At 66.4% G+C, this 19,207-nt stretch carries 17 protein-coding genes and 3 tRNA genes; 11 read left to right on the forward strand and 9 right to left on the reverse strand.

From position 1 onward, the window contains the following. Nucleotides 1–95 precede the first annotated feature (95 nt). On the forward strand, nucleotides 96–1,679 hold the full coding sequence (locus OVA17_RS07650; protein ID WP_267789281.1) for an AMP-binding protein: 1,584 nt from the start codon (nucleotides 96–98) through the stop codon (nucleotides 1,677–1,679). Between the two features lie 73 nt (nucleotides 1,680–1,752). Here the strand turns inward: OVA17_RS07650 and OVA17_RS07655 are convergent, their stop codons facing one another. From OVA17_RS07655 to OVA17_RS07670, 4 genes are all read right to left on the reverse strand, one after another. Continuing rightward, entirely contained in the window at nucleotides 1,753–3,813 is a 2,061-nt protein-coding gene (locus OVA17_RS07655) for an MDR family MFS transporter (protein WP_267789282.1), read from the reverse strand. A gap of 560 nt (nucleotides 3,814–4,373) precedes the next feature. Next, nucleotides 4,374–5,288 (reverse strand): DUF3800 domain-containing protein, encoded by a 915-nt coding sequence (locus OVA17_RS07660; protein ID WP_267789283.1) that lies wholly within the window; start codon nucleotides 5,286–5,288, stop codon nucleotides 4,374–4,376. Nucleotides 5,289–5,561: 273 nt separating this feature from the next. After that, on the reverse strand, nucleotides 5,562–6,437 hold the full coding sequence (locus tag OVA17_RS07665; protein WP_267789284.1) for a DNA adenine methylase: 876 nt from the start codon (nucleotides 6,435–6,437) through the stop codon (nucleotides 5,562–5,564). Then, nucleotides 6,434–7,897, reverse strand: coding sequence for a ParB/Srx family N-terminal domain-containing protein (locus tag OVA17_RS07670; protein ID WP_267789285.1), 1,464 nt, complete (start codon nucleotides 7,895–7,897; stop codon nucleotides 6,434–6,436). Before OVA17_RS07670 ends, OVA17_RS07665 begins: the two co-directional genes overlap by 4 nt. 313 nt (nucleotides 7,898–8,210) lie before the next feature. Here OVA17_RS07670 and OVA17_RS07675 point away from each other — a divergent pair, with 313 nt between their 5' ends. Then, nucleotides 8,211–8,567 carry a hypothetical protein gene (locus tag OVA17_RS07675; protein WP_267789286.1) on the forward strand — a complete coding sequence of 119 codons (357 nt, stop codon included), beginning with the start codon at nucleotides 8,211–8,213 and terminating at the stop codon, nucleotides 8,565–8,567. A gap of 4 nt (nucleotides 8,568–8,571) precedes the next feature. On the opposite strand, the gene OVA17_RS07680 is transcribed toward OVA17_RS07675, so the two are convergent. The 4 genes from OVA17_RS07680 to OVA17_RS07695 form a co-directional block, all read right to left on the reverse strand. Beyond that, nucleotides 8,572–9,618: a DUF4062 domain-containing protein gene (locus OVA17_RS07680; RefSeq protein ID WP_267789287.1), complete on the reverse strand. Its 1,047-nt coding sequence runs from the start codon at nucleotides 9,616–9,618 to the stop codon at nucleotides 8,572–8,574. A gap of 281 nt (nucleotides 9,619–9,899) precedes the next feature. Then, a tRNA-Phe gene (locus tag OVA17_RS07685) sits at nucleotides 9,900–9,972 on the reverse strand. Nucleotides 9,973–10,036: 64 nt separating this feature from the next. Then, nucleotides 10,037–10,110: transfer RNA gene (locus OVA17_RS07690), tRNA-Asp, on the reverse strand. A 30-nt stretch (nucleotides 10,111–10,140) separates the two neighbouring features. Continuing rightward, nucleotides 10,141–10,213 (reverse strand) — tRNA-Glu (locus tag OVA17_RS07695). 213 nt (nucleotides 10,214–10,426) lie between these two features. Here OVA17_RS07695 and OVA17_RS07700 point away from each other — a divergent pair. Beyond that, entirely contained in the window at nucleotides 10,427–11,869 is a 1,443-nt protein-coding gene (locus OVA17_RS07700; RefSeq protein WP_267789288.1) for a M23 family metallopeptidase, read from the forward strand. Between the two features lie 63 nt (nucleotides 11,870–11,932). Here OVA17_RS07700 and OVA17_RS07705 read toward each other — a convergent pair whose 3' ends face one another. Continuing rightward, complete coding sequence (locus tag OVA17_RS07705; protein WP_210072439.1) at nucleotides 11,933–12,466, reverse strand: inorganic diphosphatase; 534 nt, start codon at nucleotides 12,464–12,466, stop codon at nucleotides 11,933–11,935. Between the two features lie 90 nt (nucleotides 12,467–12,556). Between OVA17_RS07705 and tilS the strand changes: the two genes are divergently transcribed. The 8 genes from tilS to OVA17_RS07745 all read left to right on the forward strand — a co-directional run bounded on the left by tilS (nucleotide 12,557) and on the right by OVA17_RS07745 (nucleotide 19,035). Continuing rightward, complete coding sequence (gene tilS / locus OVA17_RS07710) at nucleotides 12,557–13,555, forward strand: tRNA lysidine(34) synthetase TilS (RefSeq protein WP_267789289.1); 999 nt, start codon at nucleotides 12,557–12,559, stop codon at nucleotides 13,553–13,555. 23 nt (nucleotides 13,556–13,578) lie between these two features. Next, nucleotides 13,579–14,130 (forward strand): hypoxanthine phosphoribosyltransferase, encoded by a 552-nt coding sequence (hpt, locus tag OVA17_RS07715; protein ID WP_267789290.1) that lies wholly within the window; start codon nucleotides 13,579–13,581, stop codon nucleotides 14,128–14,130. A gap of 148 nt (nucleotides 14,131–14,278) precedes the next feature. Next, the gene (gene ftsH / locus OVA17_RS07720; protein ID WP_210072436.1) at nucleotides 14,279–16,282 is read left to right on the forward strand and encodes an ATP-dependent zinc metalloprotease FtsH; all 2,004 of its coding nucleotides are present in this window, start codon (nucleotides 14,279–14,281) and stop codon (nucleotides 16,280–16,282) included. A gap of 6 nt (nucleotides 16,283–16,288) precedes the next feature. After that, a complete protein-coding gene (gene folE, locus OVA17_RS07725; protein ID WP_267789291.1) occupies nucleotides 16,289–16,876 on the forward strand; it encodes a GTP cyclohydrolase I in 588 nt (195 codons plus the stop codon). Then, the gene (folP, locus tag OVA17_RS07730; protein ID WP_267789292.1) at nucleotides 16,873–17,664 is read left to right on the forward strand and encodes a dihydropteroate synthase; all 792 of its coding nucleotides are present in this window, start codon (nucleotides 16,873–16,875) and stop codon (nucleotides 17,662–17,664) included. The genes folE and folP overlap by 4 nt, the downstream gene beginning before the upstream one ends. After that, complete coding sequence (folB, locus tag OVA17_RS07735) at nucleotides 17,664–18,029, forward strand: dihydroneopterin aldolase (RefSeq protein ID WP_210072433.1); 366 nt, start codon at nucleotides 17,664–17,666, stop codon at nucleotides 18,027–18,029. Before folP ends, folB begins: the two co-directional genes overlap by 1 nt. Continuing rightward, a complete protein-coding gene (folK, locus tag OVA17_RS07740; protein ID WP_267789293.1) occupies nucleotides 18,026–18,553 on the forward strand; it encodes a 2-amino-4-hydroxy-6-hydroxymethyldihydropteridine diphosphokinase in 528 nt (175 codons plus the stop codon). The genes folB and folK overlap by 4 nt, the downstream gene beginning before the upstream one ends. Continuing rightward, nucleotides 18,550–19,035 carry a DUF3180 domain-containing protein gene (locus OVA17_RS07745; protein ID WP_267789294.1) on the forward strand — a complete coding sequence of 162 codons (486 nt, stop codon included), beginning with the start codon at nucleotides 18,550–18,552 and terminating at the stop codon, nucleotides 19,033–19,035. Before folK ends, OVA17_RS07745 begins: the two co-directional genes overlap by 4 nt. Nucleotides 19,036–19,207: the final 172 nt, after the last annotated feature.

The raw sequence follows: 19,207 nt of genomic DNA on the forward strand, positions 1-19,207 counted from the left end.
CGAGAGCCGGTCCCGTCCGGGATGACACCGCGTCCCACGGATGCCAGGATGAGCGCACGGCACCGCAGCCGCCGCAGTTTTCGAGGGAGAAAGCCGTGTTCCAGAGTCCGTACCCGAGTATCGAGATCCCCGACCAGAGCATCTACGACTATCTGTTCGGCTCCCTCGAGGAGTCCGATCTCGATCGCGCCGCTCTCATCGACCCCACCACCGGGGCCGAGACCACGTATCGCACCCTGCGCGCGCAGGTCGACGCCTTCGCCGGGGCCCTGGCCGCCCGCGGCGCCGACACCGAGACGGTCGTGGCGATGCTCTGCCCCAATGTCCCCGCCTTCGCGACCGTGTTCCACGGGATCCTCCGCGCGGGATCGATCATCACCACGATCAACTCGCTCTACACGGCGAACGAGATCGAGAAGCAGCTGAGGGATGCCGCGGCCACCTGGCTCGTGACCGTGTCACCGCTGCTGCCGCAGGCGCATCAGGCCGCGCGAGCCGTCGGCATCCCGGACGACCAGGTCATCGTGCTCGACGGAGCGGAGGGGCATCCCGACCTGCGCTCGCTGCTCGGGGAGGGCCGTACCCCGCCCGAGGTGAGCTTCGACCCCGCCACCCACGTCGCCGTGCTGCCGTACTCGTCGGGGACCACCGGAGTGCCCAAGGGCGTCATGCTCTCGCATCGCAACCTCGTCGCGAACGTGCACCAGTGCCGCCCGGTCATCGAGATCGGACGCGACGACCGCGTGCTCGCGGTGCTGCCGTTCTTCCACATCTACGGCATGACGGTGCTGTTGAACCTGGCGCTGCGCCAGCGCGCGACCCTCGTCACCATGCCGAGATTCGACCTGAGGGAGTTCTTGCGCACCGTGCAGGAGCACCGCTGCACCTTCCTCTTCATCGCCCCGCCCATCGCCGTCGCGCTCGCCAAGCACCCCGCCGTCGACGAGTTCGACCTCTCCCGCGTTCACAGCGTGTTCTCGGGCGCGGCCCCTCTCGACGGGGAGACGGCCGAGACCGCCGGCCGACGGATCGGCGCTCGCTTCTACCAGGGCTACGGGATGAGCGAGTTGAGCCCCGTCTCGCACGCGATCCCGGCGGGCTCGGACATGCCCGTCAGCTCGGTGGGGGTGCTCATCCCGGGCTGTGAGGCGCGGCTCGTCGACCCCGAGACCGGCGCCGACCTCGAAGAGCACGGCGACGACGGCTTGACCGCCGCCGGAGAGATCTGGGTTCGCGGACCCAACGTGATGCTCGGGTATCTGAACCGCCCCGACGCGACCGCCGAGACGCTCGATGACGAGGGGTTCCTGCACGCCGGCGACATCGGCGTGCACCACGTCGACGGCTTCTTCACCATCGTCGACCGCCTCAAAGAACTCATCAAGTACCACGGCTACCAGATCGCTCCCGCAGAGCTCGAGGCGCTGCTGCTCTCGCATCCGAAGATCCAGGATGCCGCCGTCATCGGTGTGCGCGGAGACGACGGCGAGGAGATCCCCAAGGCGTTCGTCGTGGCCGCCCCCGACTCGGGACTGACCGCCGACGATGTGATCGCCTTCGTCGCCGGCGAGGTCGCCCCGCACAAGAAGGTGCGCCGAGTCGAGTTCATCGACGTGATCCCCAAGTCGACGTCGGGCAAGATCCTGCGCAAAGACCTTCGGGCCCGCGAAGCCGCCTGAGTCGGCGATTCCGGGCGGGTACGAAAGAAGGGCGGGGCGTCTTCCGACGACCCCGCCCTTCTTCGCTGTTCTCTTACGGGGCGATGAGCGCTCCGGCCTGGGCGGCGGCCTCTTCGGCGCGCTTCTCTTCCTCGTCCTTGCCGCGGCGCTCGTCGGCGGCCTCCTGGAGGGCCGACTTCGCTCGCAGCGGCGGCGTGCGGAAGAACAGCGACAGCACGAAGGCCAGCAGCACGACGCCCATCGCGGTCCAGTACACGGTCGTCGCCGACGAGTTGAAGCCGACGAGGAACGGCTTGGTCAGGCGCGCGTCGGCGCCGACCAGGAACGAGGTGTCGTCGAGCGTCGAGTCGCCGACCGAGGTGTTCTCGTCGCCCGCGGCGAACTGATCCTCGATCGTCGTGGCCGCCGTGTCGACGAAGGCCGCGCGCTGCGTGGCATCCGAGAAGTCCAGGCTCACCGTGCCGTCGGCGGCGACGCGCGCGACCGGCACCTGCTGCTGGATCTGCGCCGTGGCGGCGGTGACGGCCTGAGCGAGCGCGGCCTGGGTCGCGGCGGCCTGAGCCGACGCGGGGATACGGCCGGCGGCGACCTGCTCCGAGACGGCCTGGGTCGCGGCATCCTGAGCCTGCTGCACACCCGCCTGCAGCTGCGACGTCGTACCGTCGACGATCTTCGACACGATCGGGGTGTAGATGCTCGACATGATCTTCTCGTTCGCCGGCGCCGAGGCGACCGTCGGATCGAGAGCGGCGTCGAGGGCGTCGGTGAGCGTCGCGCGGTCGGCGAACGAGCCGGTGATGTTCGACGGCATGAGCGTGAACAGCAGCGACAGCAGTACCGCGGTGCCGAGCGTTCCACCGATCTGACGGAAGAACGTCGAGCCGCTCGTGGCCACGCCCATGTCGCGTAGACCCACCGAGTTCTGGCTGGCGATCGTGAGCGTCTGCATCAGCTGCCCGAGGCCCAGTCCGATCACGAGCATCGCGATCGCGACGTGCCAGTACGGGCTGTCGTACTTCAAGAAGGTCAGCAGGAAGAAGCCGATCGACATCAGGGCCGTGCCGAGGATCGGGAACATGCGGTAACGGCCCGTGCGCGCGATGATCTGGCCGCTCGCGATCGAGGCGATCATGAGGCCGAGGATCATCGGCAGCATCTCGAACCCGCTCTGCGTGGGCGACGAGCCCAGCACGAGCTGCAGGTACAGCGGCAGCGTGAGCATTGCGCCGAACATGCCGAATCCGACGAGGACGCCGATGACGGTGGCCATCGAGAACGTGGGGGAGCGGAAGAGCTTGAGCGGGATGAGCGCGTCATCCTTCATCGCGGTCTCGGCGATGACGAAGGCCAGGATGCCGAGAGCGCCGACGACGTAGCAAGCGATCGCGATCGGCGAGCCCCAGCCCCATTCGCGACCCTGTTCGGCCACGAGCAGGAGCGGAACGAGGGCGACGATGACTGTCGTCGCGCCCCACCAGTCGATGCGCACCGAGTGACGCGGCTGCTTCGGGATGTGCAGGAACCGCCAGACGATCGCCAACGCGACGATGCCGATCGGCACGTTGATGAGGAAGACCCAGCGCCATCCGGTGATGAACAGGATCTGGCTGGCACCGGCGAAGAGACCGCCGACGAGTGGCCCGATGACGCTGGAGATGCCGAAGACGGCGAGGAAGTAGCCCTGGTACTTCGCGCGTTCGCGCGGGGCGAGGATGTCGCCCATGATCGCGAGCGGCATCGACATCAGGCCGCCGGCGCCGAGGCCCTGGATGGCGCGGAAGGCCGCGAGCTCGACCATCGAGGTCGAGAAGCTCGCGAGCACCGAACCGATGATGAAGATCAGGATGGCGATCAGGAACAGCGGGCGCCGACCGAAGATGTCGGAGAGCTTGCCGTAGATGGGCGTCGAGATCGTCGACACGATCAGGTAGGCCGTGGTGACCCACGCCTGCAGGCTCAGGCCCTGCAGGTCGTCGCCGATCGTGCGGATCGAGGTGCCGACCACGGTCTGGTCGAGGGCGGAGAGGAACATGCCGGCCATGAGGCCGAAGATCACGAACATGATCATGCGGTGCGTCATGACCGTGTCGGTCGCGGCCGTATGGGCGCGTCTGGTTCGAGTGATGTCTGACATCGGAGGCCTCTTCAGGAGAAGGCCTGGCGGACGGCTCGGGGTGGCTCAGTCGGGCGCCAGGTGTTTGCTAAAAGTCAACAAATAGTAGCGCTGTCTGTGGGCGTCCGAAACCACTCCTGGCTGTGGGGAGGCTATGTGCGCGGCGTTCGGCGTCTTCGTGGACACCGGGGCAGGGGCGTCGCGCTGGCAGGGGGCATCGCCGTGAACAGCCGGTTCTCGCGGCGGGCCCTGTTTTCGTCGCGGGGCAGAGGCGCAGAGCAGGGACGAAAAGCGTGCCCGCATCAGCGGCGGTGGAAACCCGCTCTCGCCAGGGCAAAGCAAAACCCCCGCCATGTAGAAGCTAGGCGAGGGTTTCTGGGATGACTGTAATGATCATCCGTGTGGCTCCAACGGGCGTCGATCCCGTGACCTCACAATTTTCAGTTGGATTCGCCGGGTGTACGGGTGCTCGCAAGTGCTCGTTTGCCGCGTGATTCTAGGGAAGCGCTGCTCGTTGGTGGTGACTGGTCGCGGGTGACTTCAGCTGGGTTCCCGGCCCGGAACCGGCCCCAAAAAGCTGGTCACTTCTTGCGTTGGTCCTCTTCTGCGCGGACGGCTGCGGCATGAATCTTCCGGAGGGTCGCGGAAGGTAGGCCATCGCCAATGCGGTGACCACCGGTGATCGGGTAGAGAGACCGCTCTTTGAAGAACAGCGCTGAGTTGTGAATATCGTCGACACCGCGGTGCCAAAGGTGAAGCTTGGATTCGTGCGTGAAGCTGCCGGACATCGTGTGGCTCCATGAGCCTGGTACCCAGTGATAGGGCGAGTCGCGAACGAGCTGGTTGTCTATCGCCCGCGTCGTAGCGGCTGCGATCCAATCGGCGAACTGGATGTTCGCACTCAGAACGCTGTCGACGTGCATCGGGGGCTCCACGATTCGTTTCATCTCTGGGCGATCAGCAGATCGACGGAAGATGTGGCCGTACATCTGCGGCAAGCGTTCAGCGCGAGTCTTTTCGTTGATCTGGTCGATCATGACTAGGAGGTTCTGCCCGCGCCTCTCCGCATAGGTGCAAAGACGGTTGAGCGTTTCTTGCATCGCTGCGGTTTCGCGCGCCGCCGGGTCTAGGTTCGTCTGCTTTGGTGTGCCGAGGGGCTTTTCGTCGGCGTAGTAGAAGAGCATTCCACGCATCGATCTCAGAGTCTTCACCAGACCGCTGAAGACTCTGAGATGCTGAGGATGGGTGGCGGACGTCGTGGGTCGGAACATCGACGCCCCCTTCTTCTCCCACTGTCCGGGGTTGGGGTGATCGACCAACTCGGACGCGAATAGGGTTCGCTTCTCGTGAGTGAATCGCTGCCCGAAGCCCCGAGCGCACTCCGCTTCGATTACGAAGCCTGCGTACCCGAAGGAGGGGCTCGTGTGGAAGCGTTCGTGATCCCGCGAAATGAACGCTCCGGGCTCTCCAATTTCGTCGATATAGGCCAGGAGCATGCCTTAAGTATCGAGCAAACACCGGACAACGCAGAAGCCCACGCACGCGGCGTGGGCTTCTCGAGTCGGCGCGCGGAGCACTATTTCAGCCCTCGCTACCGCTCTTTACAGTACTTGAAGCAGGTCGTGGGTGCAACAAACGGGTGCACGACCCGCTCACTAGGCTTCAGACGATCTCCGGAGTCGCGCTGCAGCCGTCTGAAGCCTAGTGAGCGGGTCCGCTCATGAGTGTGGGGCGCGCGTGAAGCAGCTCTACGCACAGCAAACTCACAGCTAGGCAACCCACCGGGCGGTGTTGCCGCGGATGATCTCGAGATCTGGGACGTTGATCCCCGCCGCGAAAACTGCGTACTCGGATCCGATGTGTTGCGTCGCAGCCGTGTGGGCAATATCGAACGACGCGCATCGAAGCCCTGCATAAAGCTCGTTGGGGATCCGCTCATCCGCGTCGTAGGTCATGAACCAGCGCAGGTCGACTGAGCGAAGCTGGGCGGCAAGTTGCTTGTGATCGTCGTAGGAAAGTCCATCAAGATAGAGGCGTTCCCCCTGCACGAGGTAGGGAGGGTCGACATATACGAGGACGTCGCTGGTGTGACTCTCCATGTTGACTAGGAAGTCACGCGCGTCGAGCTCAGTGACTGTTACGCGGTTCCTATACTCGCCGACGTAGCGGACCTTGTCTGCAAGATCATCGCGATTGAATCGCGCATCGATCTTCCAGTTCCCGGTCTGTTCAAGCCCACCAATTGGCCTCGCGCGAAGGATGCCCGACCGATTCGTTCGATTTAGGTAGAACGTCGCAAACCCGAGTTCGACATCGTCATACTGCGTCGGATTGGCGTAAATATCGCGCATTCGATGCCATTCGTCAACGCTCAGGGCGGCGCTCAATATTAGCTGAGCGAAATCCTCCGTGGAGGTGAACAGGGAGCGCCAGAAGGCGGCAACTCCTGGATCGAGATCGTTGATGTGCGCGTGGCGGACCTCTTCGTTTGCTAGCAGCCGGAGAGCGGCGCCGGCTCCTCCGGCGAACGGCTCTGCGTACTCACGTGGACGTGGGCTTTGCGCGCTGACGAGGCGCGCCAAGTAGTCGGCCAAACGACTCTTGCCGCCTGGGTAACGAAGTGGGCTAAGGGAACGAAATCTCATGCCGGATTGGCTCCTGCGAAATCGTCCAGTCGTTGTAGAAGCGGCCGGAATGTCGTGGTCAGCGCGCGGACGGCGTCGGGGGTTGGAACAGCCATAAAGTTGTGAACGTATGCGTTCATCTCGTCGACCGCGAGACCGTCGCCGTCCCCCGACTGAGTCTTGATCCAAGCCATGTCCAGCGCCTTATCGCGCTTCTGTGAATTCTCAGCATCCGGATCTAGCGCGAGCAGCGACTTGCGGAACTTGCTCCGAAGTTTCGCGCCCTCCGTGAACCAACCGCGCGACGTACCGATGTCGGTCATCGCCATCTCGAGGATCACTCGTACCATCACTGCTGTAACGCCCGCCGCATCGTCGATCTTGAGTTTCTGCGCTTCCTTGAGAAGCTTGCTTGTGCGTAGGTCGACATGTTTCAGAACGAGTCCGTAGAAGATCCGAGCTTCGCCTTTGGGTGCGTTCTTCCGCCTGCGAGTCGGCTCATCTTGGCTCCCTCCTGCGACCCGATGTGGGTCACTGGTCTTCTCTTGATTGTCGCCGCTCCCGCCCCTGGCGGCTCCGTTCGTCTGCTCGCGACTTGTCGGTGCTCCCTCGCGCTCACCCGCGAACTCCGTACCAGCCTCATCATCAGGGCGATTCTCGCGGTGCCTGTCGGACACGGCCGCTACGACCTCATCTATGTAGTCGTCCTGCTGGTCGCCTGTCTTGATTGCATCGACCTTGATAGTAGTGAGGTCATGGAATACGACACGCAGAATGTCGTTGGTCAGGTTGTTCTCCGGATCGAGCGTCACGACGTCGTTCTTAATATCGATCATCATTTGTGAGCGAACATAGGGTCGGCTCAGCAGTCGAGCAAGGTTTGTGAACTTCCCGCCGTCGCGAACACTTCGCACGTCGTTGATCAGCTCATTGTCGTCAGCGAACGTCGTCAGAACTTTACGAACAAACAGCACGGCGCGGTATTCGGCAGTTGGGCGGGGGCGGAACGCGGCGCTCTGGTAGGAGTTCCAGGGGTCCGTGCCTACGCCGTCGTTCTGGCCGGTGTGCCGCAGCTCAATCCACCGCTGAGCGGCATCGCGGTCGTCGACGACGTAACAGTCGACTTGACCGGGCCCTTCGCCCGTTTGCCCCAGGTCGATCGCCTTCTTTCTGATGCGTGCCAATGCCTTCTGCGTTGCCGGCGCGATCGCGATGTCCGGATTGCGAAGGAGTTTCAACGCGGCGAATCGGCGGTTCCCCTCTAGTACCACTACGCGGTTACCCTCGCGCATAACGATCGGCGGGTTGATGGGATCCAGCTGCCCGAGCACGGCTATGTCCTCGGCGAGGTTCAAGAGCTTCGCCGGTCCTTGGGCAAGAAGCGCGTTGATGGCTTCCCGCTGTCCTAGTACGGGCTCGGCGAATCGCGGATTGTGCTCGTCGACCTCTACGTCAACGATTGAGAACGGTTCATACCCCATTGAGCCATCATGGCATCAGCGCTTGTGTCACCTGTGTCGTGTGTGGGGCTTGAGTTCCGCCACGCTGCCGAGGAGCGCCCGGACCGCAGCGGAGCGAGGACCGGACGCACCGCAGTGCAGCGTGGCGGAACGCTGCCGGCCGTTAGGCCGGCCTTGAACGAGTAAAGAAAGTTCTCACAGCTTGTCGTTGCCGAGGTCTTCGAGGGCGCGGCTTGCGGCACGAGCCTTGTCGGCGGCAGGCAACCACGGGTGGAAGCCGCGCTCGGATTCGGCGCACCACCACACCATTCGTATGCGTGCGGCGCTTACCTGCGTGCAGGACTTCCTCCGCAGTCAGCTCCCGCGCTCTCAGCACGCCACCTCGATCACCATCGATCAGGAGGAGGACGCGGACGTCGAAGCCGAACGACCTGATCGGCGAGAAGACCGACGAACCGCCCGCCTCGGGCATCCGACGAACCAGTTTGGCAGCGGTTGGGTAAACAAACTCATAGGCCAGGCCCGCGCTTCGGGTACTGCCGTTGCATTTCAGCAACAAGCGGTCCGAAATGCCATCGAGGACGACGCCCGCCACGCCCGTCCCGCCAGCGAGTTGGCAGCGAATTGGATCTGGAGTGACTTCGCCATCCTGGAGCTCACCAGTGGGATCGGCCCACGCTTCGAGCGCTAGCTGATCAGTCGTTGCTTTCCTGCTGCGCGGCGCTCGGCACCGCCCGCAGCGCCACTAGGTAGTCATCGCCGGCCTGCGTGAGCTTCCAATACACTGCCTTGTCGCTGACGGTGCGCTTTTTCGTCCCGTTGATGATGAGGCGCAGCGCGCGCAACTGCACGATGATAGAGCCCCATGATTTGTCCGTGATCGAGGCCGACTCGTGCGAGAGATCATGCGACCAGTTGCCCGGGTCGTTCTGAATGTCGCTGAGCATGTGGCTATCGAACGTCTTTCGGAGCACCGGTTCGGGTGCCTCGTCAATCATGAACGGGCCCAGCACTTCGATGATCTCGTCCCAGGTGTAAGTGAGATCCCCCAGCTCCTCGACGTTCCCGTCGAAGCTCCTGTACCCCCTGTGTACCAGAGCAAGTCGCACTTCCTCTTTACCATGCGCGAAGCTTTCGTCGATCTGAGCTGCGGTCCCCGTGCTCGTCTCGATCTCGTTCTTCTCCAGCTTTGCAATCGTCGCTTCCAACTCGGCGATCTTCACCCGCGTCTCAGGCGTCATCGCCCGGTCGCCGCGCACCCACCCAGGGCGGGGATTGTTCTTGATCAGGTGCACGAGCCCGCGGGTCACCTTCGAGCCTAGGTCCGCCGCGTCCTTCCAATCCTTCGTCATCCGGCTTTGGACTTTCGCGCGGAACTCGTTGAGCTTCTTTCCGGCGGCTTCGTTCTTGTCGGTCTTCCCGACGGGAATCGCGTCGGGATCTGCGATGACGAAACCCATCACCGGGATGCCGAGCTCGACCGCATAGTCGTACTCCATCTCCGTGTAACTGATGCCTTCCTCCGTCATCGAACCGTACCGGCCGCCGAGGATCACGAGATAGTAGTCGCTCTGCTCGATGACGCCCTTAATCAGCGTCCATTGGTCCTCGTTACTTGCGGGGAACAGCTCCATTCCGGCAGGCATGCAGTCCATCTCGAGCAGGGCTTGCATCACCTCGCGGCGCTCGTCGACGAGATCGACGAAGGTCGAGCTGATGAAGACCTGGTACCGCTTGTCCATGCTTCGGATGCTATCGGCGGCATGTGACGCAGCCCGGCAATAGTCGTGGGGTCATTCGAACCGTGTTAGGGCGACGACCGGCCCCAGACCGGCCCAAACGCCGCCGAGGCGTGCTTCTGTGGCACCGGATTGGGCCGTTCCTCTCGCTTCACTCGCTCAACGCCCGCGCCTTGGCTCGCTCATAAACTGCGAAGAAAACGGCTCTCACCAGGCAAAAGCAAAACCCCCGCCATGTAGAAGCTAGGCGAGGGTTTCTGGGATGACTGTAATGATCATCCGTGTGGCTCCGACGGGCGTCGATCCCGTGACCTCACGATTTTCAGTCGTGCGCTCTACCAACTGAGCTACAGAGCCGAGCGACATGTCTGCCGCTTCCTAGACGAAAGGCCTCCTCGAAAGAAGGCCCGTCGCTATGGAGCGACCCTGACGGGACTTGAACCCGCGACCTCCGCCGTGACAGGGCGGCACGCTAACCAACTGCGCTACAGGGCCATGCATTTTCAATTGTACTTCACCGGAGAGTGACCCCAACGGGATTCGAACCCGTGCTACCGCCGTGAAAGGGCGGCGTCCTAGGCCGCTAAACGATGGGGCCGGATGAGCCTGAAACCTTCCGATTTCATCCTCGCTTGCCGACGACCGAGCCTACTTCACAAACTTCGAGATTGCCAATCGAGGGCGTGGCGTCCCCCCTCCGCGCGTGTCGGGGGCGCAGGATGGGCCGCGACAGCGGGAACTCGCCCTGTTGTGCGTGTGACTCGTGTTGCTACTGTTAGCCGAGTTGCGACCCGGTGAGATGAGGTAGCCCGTGACGCTCGTACCCCCTGATCAGACCGACGACTGCGGCTGCGCCCCCACGGCCAGTGAGCAGCGGCGTTTGTGGCCCACCTTCGACAGGCGCAGTGCTCTGAAGTACGGCGCTCTCGGTGCGGTCGCCCTCGGCGCTTTCGGCGCAGCGACGTCCGGCTTCAACTCGCCCGCCGTGGCCGCCGACTACCCCTCGTGGGACGACGTGCAGGCCGCCAAGGCCAACGAGGCCGCGAAGGCCGGCGAGATCTCGCGCATCCAGGGGCTGATCCAGGGACTGCAGTCCGAGGTCGCCCGCACGCAGGCCGAGGTGCAGGCGCGCTCCGACGAGTACTACGCCGCGCAGCAGGCCTACCAGGACGCGGACTACCGTGCCCAGCTCATCCAGCAGCAGGCCGATGCCGAGGCCGCCAAGGCAACCGATGCCGCCAGCAAGGCCGGCAAGGTCGCCGCCCAGCTGTACCGCTCCGGCGGCGACGACACCTCTCTCGACCTGTTCTTCTCGGGCTCCGCCGCTTCGGCCGACGACCTGCTGGCCAAGCTCGGCACGATGGACAAGCTCCTCGAGCGCAACAAGTCGGTGTACGCCTCGGCTGTGGCGGCCCGCGACAGCGCGAAGAACCTCAGCAACCAGGCGAACGACGCCCGCGCCGAGCGCGACCGTCTGAAGACGATCGCCGAAGAAAAGATGGCCGCGGCTCAGCAGGCGGCTCAGGCCGCGCAGGAAGCCCTCGCCGCCCAGCAGGCCAACCAGGCCGTGCTCGAGGCGCAGCTCGCCGCGCTCCAGGACACCACCGCCAAGACCGTCGCCGAGTACCAGGCGGGCGTTGAGGCTGAGCGCAAGGCGCGCGAAGAGCGCGAGCGCAAGGCGCGGGAAGAGGCTGCGGCCCGTGACGCGGCTGAGCGCGCGCGCCGCGAGCAGGAAGCCCGCAACAACCAGAGCAACAACAGCGGCGGCGGCGGTGGAGGCGGCGGCGGCGGCGGTGGCGGTGGAGGCGGCGGCGGCGGCGGAAGCGTCGGCGGCTCCGGCTGGGCTCGCCCCTCGTCGGCCTACACGTCGTCGGGCTACGGCCCCCGTTCCGGTCAGTGCAACTCGAGCTACTGCGCGAGCACCTGGCACCTCGGCCTCGACTTCGGCGCCAGCTGCTGGTCGCCCATCTACGCGGCAGCTTCCGGCCGCGTCACCTACGCCGGCCGCAACGGCGGCTTCGGAAACTACATCCGTATCGCTCACGACGACGGCTCTGGCACTGGTTACGGCCACATCGTCGACGGCGGCATCTACGTCTCATACGGTCAGCGCGTCGAAGCGGGCCAGCAGATCGCCGCCACCGGTCAGACCGGCAACTCCTTCGGCTGCCACCTGCACTTCGAGGTCTACCCGCCGTCCGGTGGGACCACCGACCCCGCGCCCTGGCTGCGCGCCCGCGGCGTCTCGGTCTGACACCCCTCGGTTTATACGAGAAGCCCCCGGTCAGCGGACCGGGGGCTTCTCGCGTTCTGTGGATCAGAGCGTGTTGGGAGCCTCGCCCGAACCCTGCGTCTTGGTCTGCGCGTCGTGCTCGTCGAAGCGGGTGAACGCCTCGCCGACCAGGCGCTCGGCCTCGGCAGCACCGGCCCACTCGTCGACCTTGACCCACTTGTTGGGCTCGAGGTCCTTGTAGTGCTCGAAGAAGTGCGTGATCTCCTTCTTGGTCCACTCGTCGATGTCGTCGACGTCCTGGATGTGGTCCCAGCGCGGGTCCTTCGCAAGCACGGCCACGACCTTGTCGTCGCCGCCGGCCTCGTCGCTCATCTTGAGCACGCCGACGGGGCGCACCTTCGCGAGGATGCCGGGGTGCAGCTCGCGGTCGAGCAGCACGAGCACGTCGAGCGGGTCGCCGTCCTCGCCGAGGGTGTTCTCGAAGAAGCCGTAGTTCGCGGGGTAGCCGAACACCGTGTAGAGGATGCGGTCGAGGTAGACGCGGCCGGTACCGTGGTCGACCTCGTACTTCACGCGGCTGCCGCGGGGGATCTCGATGACGGCGTCGTACGCGCCCATACTCGTGCTCCTTAGATCTGTGGATTTCCGCGGCCCAGCCTAGTCGGAGGCCGCCGCGGACCGGAGTCGGACCCCCGCTAGCGTGGAGACATGGATCACCGCCCAGGGCTCGACCCGTCCGTCGCCGAGGTGCGCCGCGCCGTCCGTGCCGCTCTCGGTCGCGTCGACGGACCCGTCGTGGTGGCGCTGTCGGGCGGCCCGGATTCGCTGGCCCTCGCGGCGGCCACCTCGTTCGAGGCGGCCCGCGCCGGCATCCTGGCCGAGGCCGTCGTCGTCGACCACGGACTGCAAAAGGGGTCGGATGCCGTGGCGGCGACCGCCGCCGAGAAGGCGCGTGCTCTCGGTCTCGGCGCCCGCGTCGTCCGCGTCGAGGTCGGGTCGACCGGCGGCCCCGAGGCAGCGGCGCGGACGGCGCGCTATGCGGGTCTCGCTGCGGCGGCCGCCGAGATCGGGGCCGATGTCGTCCTGCTCGGGCACACGCTCGACGACCAGGCCGAGACCGTCCTGCTCGGTCTCGCGCGCGGTTCCGGGGGGCTGAGCCTCGCCGGAATGCCCACGCAGAGGCGGGATGCCACGGGCCCGGTCTGGGCGCGCCCCCTGCTCTCGGTGCACCGGCGCACGACCGTCGCCGCCTGCGCAGCCGAGGGGCTGGAGCCGTGGACCGATCCGCACAATGCGAACCCCGCGTACTCCCGGGTGCGGGTGCGCGACCGGGTGATGCCGGTGCTCGAGTCCGAGCTTGGACCCGGGGTGGCCGAGGCCCTCGCCCGCACCGCCGAGCAGCTGCGCGAGGACGCCGATGCGTTCCAGGACATGATCGACGAGACCATCGAGGACATTGTTGAGCACGCCGAGGCGGGCATCTCGATCTCGGTCGCCGCGCTCGCTGCGAACCCGGCAGCCCTGCGCAACAGGATCGTCCGCTACGTGGTCGACAGCGAGTTCGGCGTCTCCCTGTCCCGCGCGCAGACTCTCGAGGTCGCCCGCCTCGCCACCGACTGGACGGGGCAGGGGCCCATCGATCTTCCCGGATGCCTCGCCCGCCGCGTCGGTGCGCGCATCGAGGTCGTCGCGCGGACGGCATCCTGATTCCGCCGACGTAGACTTTCCCAATGCGCGCCGCCGACATCTCCGACGACATCAGCGAAGTCCTCCTCACCGAGGAGCAGATCCACGAGAAGCTCGGGGAACTCGCGAAACAGGTGGCCACCGATTACGAGGGGCGCGACGTCGTCCTCGTGGGTGTGCTCAAGGGTGCGGTCATGGTCATGGCGGACTTCGCGCGTCACCTTCCCATCCACGTGTCGATGGACTGGATGGCGGTGTCCTCGTACGGCGCGAGTACGCGCTCGAGCGGTGTGGTGCAGATCCGCAAGGACCTCGACACCGACATCACGGGTAAGCACGTGCTGATCGTCGAGGACATCATCGACTCGGGCCTCACCCTCAGCTGGCTGCTCGAGAACTTTGCCTCGCGCGGTGCCGAGTCCGTCGAGGTGCTCGCGCTGCTGCGCAAGCCCGACGCCATGAAGGTCGAGGTCGACTGCCGTTACGTCGGTTTCGACATCCCCAACGACTTCGTCATCGGGTACGGCCTCGACTACGCCGAGCGGTACCGCAACCTCCGCGACGTCGCGGTGCTCGCCCCCCACGTCTACTCCTGAGAGCACCTCGACCGCGCGACGCCGGGCGGGTGGCATCCCGGGCCTTGTACGCCCATGACGAACGCACAGGCCCGGCATAGTCCGTGGGCGTTAGCCTGTTGCGACCGCATTTCTGCGGAGGATCACGAAAGGGCTGGGCTCGCCCACCATGAATTTCAAGAAGATCACGCGAAATCCGATCATCTACGTTCTGCTGGTCGGTCTGCTTCTGGTCATCGGTTTCTCCCTCATCTCCAACCTGAGTGGTGCCCGTCAGGTCTCCACCAAGGAGGGCTTGGACCTGCTCAAGGGCGGCACCGTGAGCCAGGTCGTGACGAACGATCCCGATCAGCGCGTCGACCTAAAGCTGTCGCAGCCCTTCGAGGGCGCCAACGACGTGCAGTTCTACTTCAGCCAGGCCCGTGCGAACGAGGTCGCGAGCGCGATCGACGCGGCGAACCCCTCCGACGGCTTCAACGACGTCGTGCCCAAGCCCAGCTGGTTCGACAGCATCCTCGGCCTGATGCTGCCGCTCGTCCTCCTCGGTCTGCTCTTCTGGTGGCTGCTCTCCAGCGCCCAGGGCGGCGGTAGCAAGGTCATGCAGTTCGGCAAGTCGCGGGCCAAGCTCGTGACGAAAGAAACCCCCACCGTCACGTTCCAGGACGTCGCGGGCTCCGACGAGGCCATCGAAGAGCTCGACGAGATCAAGGAATTCCTCAAGGACCCGAAGAAGTTCGAGGAGGTCGGCGCCCGCATTCCGAAGGGTGTTCTGCTCTACGGCCCTCCCGGAACCGGCAAGACCCTGCTCGCCCGCGCCGTCGCCGGCGAGGCGGGCGTGCCGTTCTACTCGATCTCGGGCTCGGACTTCGTCGAGATGTTCGTCGGCGTCGGTGCGAGTCGCGTCCGCGATCTGTTCAACCAGGCCAAGGAGAGCTCCCCGGCCATCATCTTCATCGACGAGATCGACGCCGTCGGCCGCCATCGCGGCGCCGGCATGGGCGGCGGTCACGACGAGCGCGAGCAGACCCTGAACCAGATGCTCGTCGAGATGGACGGATTCGACCCCAAGGTCAACGTCATCGTCATCGCGGCGACCAACCGCCCCGACATCCTCGACCCCGCCCTGCTGCGCCCCGGTCGATTCGACCGTCAGATCGGTGTCGATGCTCCCGACCTGAAGGGTCGCCAGCGCATCCTCGAGGTGCACGGTCGCGGCAAGCCGCTCTCGGACTCGGTCGACCTCGAGGTCGTGGCCCGCAAGACGCCCGGCTTCACCGGCGCCGACCTCGCCAACGTGCTCAACGAGGCGGCCCTGCTGACCGCCCGCTCCAACGCGCAGCTGATCGACAACCGCGCCCTCGACGAGGCCATCGACCGCGTGATCGCAGGTCCCCAGCGTCGCACCCGCGTGATGAAGGACAAAGAGAAGCTCATCACGGCGTACCACGAGGGAGGCCACGCCCTGGCCGCCGCCGCGATGAACCACACCGACCCCGTCACCAAGGTCACGATCCTCCCGCGCGGCAAGGCGCTCGGATACACGATGGTGCTTCCCCTCGATGACAAGTACTCCGTCACCCGCAACGAGCTGCAGGACCAGCTGACGTACGCGATGGGCGGCCGAGTGGCCGAGGAGATCGTCTTCCACGACCCCACCACGGGTGCGTCGAACGACATCGAGAAGGCGACGAGCATCGCTCGCAAGATGGTCACCGAGTACGGCATGACCAACGAGGTCGGCCCGGTCAAGCTCGGCGGCTCGTCGGGCGAGGTCTTCATGGGTCGCGACATGGGCCACGGCCGCGACTTCTCGGAGCGCATCGCCGAGCGCGTTGACGCGCAGGTGCGGGCGCTGATCGAGCAGGCGCACAACGAGGCCTACCAGGTCATCAACGACAACCGCGAGGTGCTCGATCGTCTCGCGCTGGCGCTGCTCGAGAAGGAGACCCTCGACCACAACGAGCTGGCCGAGATCTTCACCGACGTCAAGCGCCTGACGCCGCGGCCGCAGTGGCTGTCGTCGGGGGATCGTCCGGTGTCGGACCAGCCGCCGATCGAGGTGCCCCGTCGTCAGCAGCCCGCCGGCATCGCGGCATCCACCGAGGCGGAATCGCAGGCCGCGACGAAGGCGCAGGCCCGTCCGAGCGGACAGACGCGCCCGGCCACCGCCTGAGGCGCCGTGGCCGTCGATCGTGAACGCGTCGCCGTCCTGGTGCGAGAGCTCCTGGAGGCGATCGGGGAGGACCCCGATCGCCCCGGGCTCCGCCAGACTCCGACGCGCGTCGCCGACTCCTGGGCCGAGTTCTTCGGGGGAGTGAATCAGGATGCCGGCGCCCCGCTGCAGCACACCATCTCGGTGTCGCGCGGGCCGGCGCCCGACACCCTCCCCTCGGGAGCCGTGATGCTGCGCGACATCGCCTTCCGGTCGATGTGTGAGCATCACCTGCTGCCCTTCCGGGGCCGCGCGCACGTCGCCTATCTTCCGGGTGAAGAGGTGGTGGGCCTCGGGGCGCTGCCGCGGGTGATCGACATCCTCGCCGCCCGCCCGCAGGTGCAGGAGCGTCTGGGCGAGCAGGTCGCTGACACGATCGCCTCGGCACTCGATGCGCGCGGTGTGCTCGTCGTCCTGGACGCGGTGCACGAGTGCGTCACGATGCGCGGTGGGCGCCAGCTGGACGCCTCTACGGTGACGATCGCCGCGCGCGGAGCGTACGGCGACCCCGCCGCCCGGGCCGAGCTCGTCGCGCTGATCGGGGCGCGCGCGTGACCCTCATCATGGGGATCGTCAACGTCACCCCCGACTCCTTCAGCGACGGGGGACGCTTCCTCGACCCCGATGCGGCCCTCGCTCACGCGCGGCTCCTCCGTGCGCAGGGCGCCGAGATCCTCGACGTCGGCGGGGAATCGACCAGACCCGGCGCGGAGCGGGTGGCGCCGCGCGTCGAGCAGCAGCGCGTGCTGCCGGTCGTCGGGGCACTGGCATCCGAGGGCTCGTTCGTGAGCATCGACACGATGAACGCCGCCACGGCGGTCGCCGCCGTGAGGGCTGGAGCTCGCCTCGTCAACGACGTCTCGGGTGGACTCGCCGACCCCGACATGCTCGCCGCGGTCGCCGAGACGGAGGCCGAGATCGCCCTCGGCCACTGGCGCGGACCGTCGGCCGAGATGTACGCGCGGGCCGACTACGCGGACGTCGCTCGAGAGGTCTCGGCGGAACTCGCCGAGCGGATCGAGGCTGCTGTGTCCGCGGGCATCGACCGGTCGCGACTGGTCGTCGATCCCGGTATCGGTTTCGGCAAGCGGGGGGCGCAGAACTGGCAGACGCTGCGCGCGCTGCCCGAGATCGCCGAGCTCGGGATCCGCGTCCTGGTGGGAACGAGCCGCAAGAGGTTCCTCGCGGAGGTGATCGGCGACGACGCCGACCTCGCCCGTCGCGATCTCGCCACCGCTGTCACGAGTGCGCTGTCCGCTCGCTCCGGTGCGTGGGCCGTCCGCGTGCACGATGTGCCGACCACCCGCGACGCGCTCGCCGTCGCCCACGCTTGGGAGGCCTGATGGATGCCGATCGGATCACACTGACGGGGGTGCGCGCTGTGGGGCACCACGGGGTCTACCCCGACGAGAAGCGCGACGGGCAGGAGTTCGTGGTCGACGCGACGCTCTCCCTGTCGCTGCGACGGGCGGCGGAGACCGACGACGTCGCCGACACGGTGCACTACGGCGAGCTCGCCGAGCGGCTCGTCGAGATCGTCGAGGGCGATCCGGTCGACCTGCTCGAGACGCTGGCCCAGCGTTTGGCGGACGCGGTTCTCGCCGACGAGCGGGTGGATGCCGTCACGATCACCGTCCACAAGCCGCAGGCGCCCATCACCGTCGCCTTCGGTGATGTGGCCGTGACCATCTCGAGGTCCCGATCGTGAACGTGCGGTTGGCGCACGGGATCGACGGGGCTCCGCGTCCCACGCCCGTGCACGCGGTCGTCGCGCTCGGAGCCAATCTCGGGCAGCGACAGGAGACCCTCGCGGCGGCTGTCGACGAACTGCGGCGGTTGACCCTCACCACGCACGTGCGCGTCTCTGCTCCGATCGAGACGGTGGCCGTGACGCTCCGGGGCGAGGACGAGCACGCGCCTCGGTATCTGAACGCGGTGGCCGTCCTCGAGACGCGTCTGTCGCCGGGCGAGCTGCTCGCGTCGCTGCACCGGATCGAGGCGCGGCACGGCCGCGTCCGGCGGGAGCGCTGGGGCGACCGCACCCTCGATCTCGATCTGATCGCCTACGGCGACGAACGCATCGACCGCGACGACCTCGTCGTACCGCACCCTCGCGCGCACGAGCGGGAGTTCGTGCTCGCGCCGTGGCTCGACGTGGATCCGGATGCCGAGCTCCCCGGCCGCGGACGCGTCGCCGATCTGCTCGAGAAGCTGAGCGGAGGAGTCGCATGAAGCGCACGGGCGCCGGCATCCTCACGATCGCCGTCATCGTCGGGCTGGTCGTGGGGTTCTTGCTCGACACCTCGCTCACCGCCATGGGGCGCTCGACGTTCGCTCCCGCGGCGAGCTTGCCCACGATCCTCGCCCTGCTCGGTGCCGTGATCGTGGTCCTCGCCGTGCCGGTCTATCGGTCGACGCGCGGCCGGAGCCCCCGTCGGATCGATCCGTTCCGCGCCCTGCGGATCGCGATGCTGGCGAAAGCGTCGTCGATCCTCGGGGCAGCCGCGGCGGGATTCGCGGGCGGTCTGCTCGCGTTCCTGGTGAGTCGGCCCGTGGTGCCCTCGGTAGGCTCGATGGGATCGATCATCGCGACACTCGTTTGCGCCGTCATCCTCGTCGTCGCGGGACTCGTGGCCGAGCAGCTCTGCACCATCCGGAAGGACGACGATGACGACGCCCCAGGGAACACCCCCGCAGGACCCGTGGGGATCTGACGTTCCGCAGACGCAGGCGGGGGTCTCGGAGGGGGTCGCGGCCGAGCGATCTCGTGCTCATCGTGCGGATGGGGACCCCTCCGACGCCCGCCCGGCCGACGCTCGCCCCGCCGACGCTCGCCCCGCCGACGCTCGCCCCGCCGACGCTCGACGACCCGCCGAGGGCGATCCA

The sequence above is a fragment of the Microbacterium sp. SL75 genome (genome assembly GCF_026625865.1).
GTDB lineage: Bacteria > Actinomycetota > Actinomycetes > Actinomycetales > Microbacteriaceae > Microbacterium.

Bases quoted from the DNA above. Each gene is read 5' to 3' on its own strand.
- OVA17_RS07655 (WP_267789282.1), bottom strand. From the start codon at position 3,813: ATGTCAGACATCACTCGAACCAGACGCGCCCATACGGCCGCGACCGAC.
- OVA17_RS07660 (WP_267789283.1), bottom strand. From the start codon at position 5,288: ATGCTCCTGGCCTATATCGACGAAATTGGAGAGCCCGGAGCGTTCATT.
- OVA17_RS07665 (WP_267789284.1), bottom strand. From the start codon at position 6,437: ATGAGATTTCGTTCCCTTAGCCCACTTCGTTACCCAGGCGGCAAGAGT.
- OVA17_RS07670 (WP_267789285.1), bottom strand. From the start codon at position 7,897: ATGGGGTATGAACCGTTCTCAATCGTTGACGTAGAGGTCGACGAGCAC.
- OVA17_RS07680 (WP_267789287.1), bottom strand. From the start codon at position 9,618: ATGGACAAGCGGTACCAGGTCTTCATCAGCTCGACCTTCGTCGATCTC.
- OVA17_RS07705 (WP_210072439.1), bottom strand. From the start codon at position 12,466: ATGGGCGCGTACGACGCCGTCATCGAGATCCCCCGCGGCAGCCGCGTG.
- tilS (WP_267789289.1), top strand. From the start codon at position 12,557: ATGGATCACCGCCCAGGGCTCGACCCGTCCGTCGCCGAGGTGCGCCGC.
- hpt (WP_267789290.1), top strand. From the start codon at position 13,579: ATGCGCGCCGCCGACATCTCCGACGACATCAGCGAAGTCCTCCTCACC.
- ftsH (WP_210072436.1), top strand. From the start codon at position 14,279: ATGAATTTCAAGAAGATCACGCGAAATCCGATCATCTACGTTCTGCTG.
- folB (WP_210072433.1), top strand. From the start codon at position 17,664: ATGGATGCCGATCGGATCACACTGACGGGGGTGCGCGCTGTGGGGCAC.
- OVA17_RS07745 (WP_267789294.1), top strand. From the start codon at position 18,550: ATGAAGCGCACGGGCGCCGGCATCCTCACGATCGCCGTCATCGTCGGG.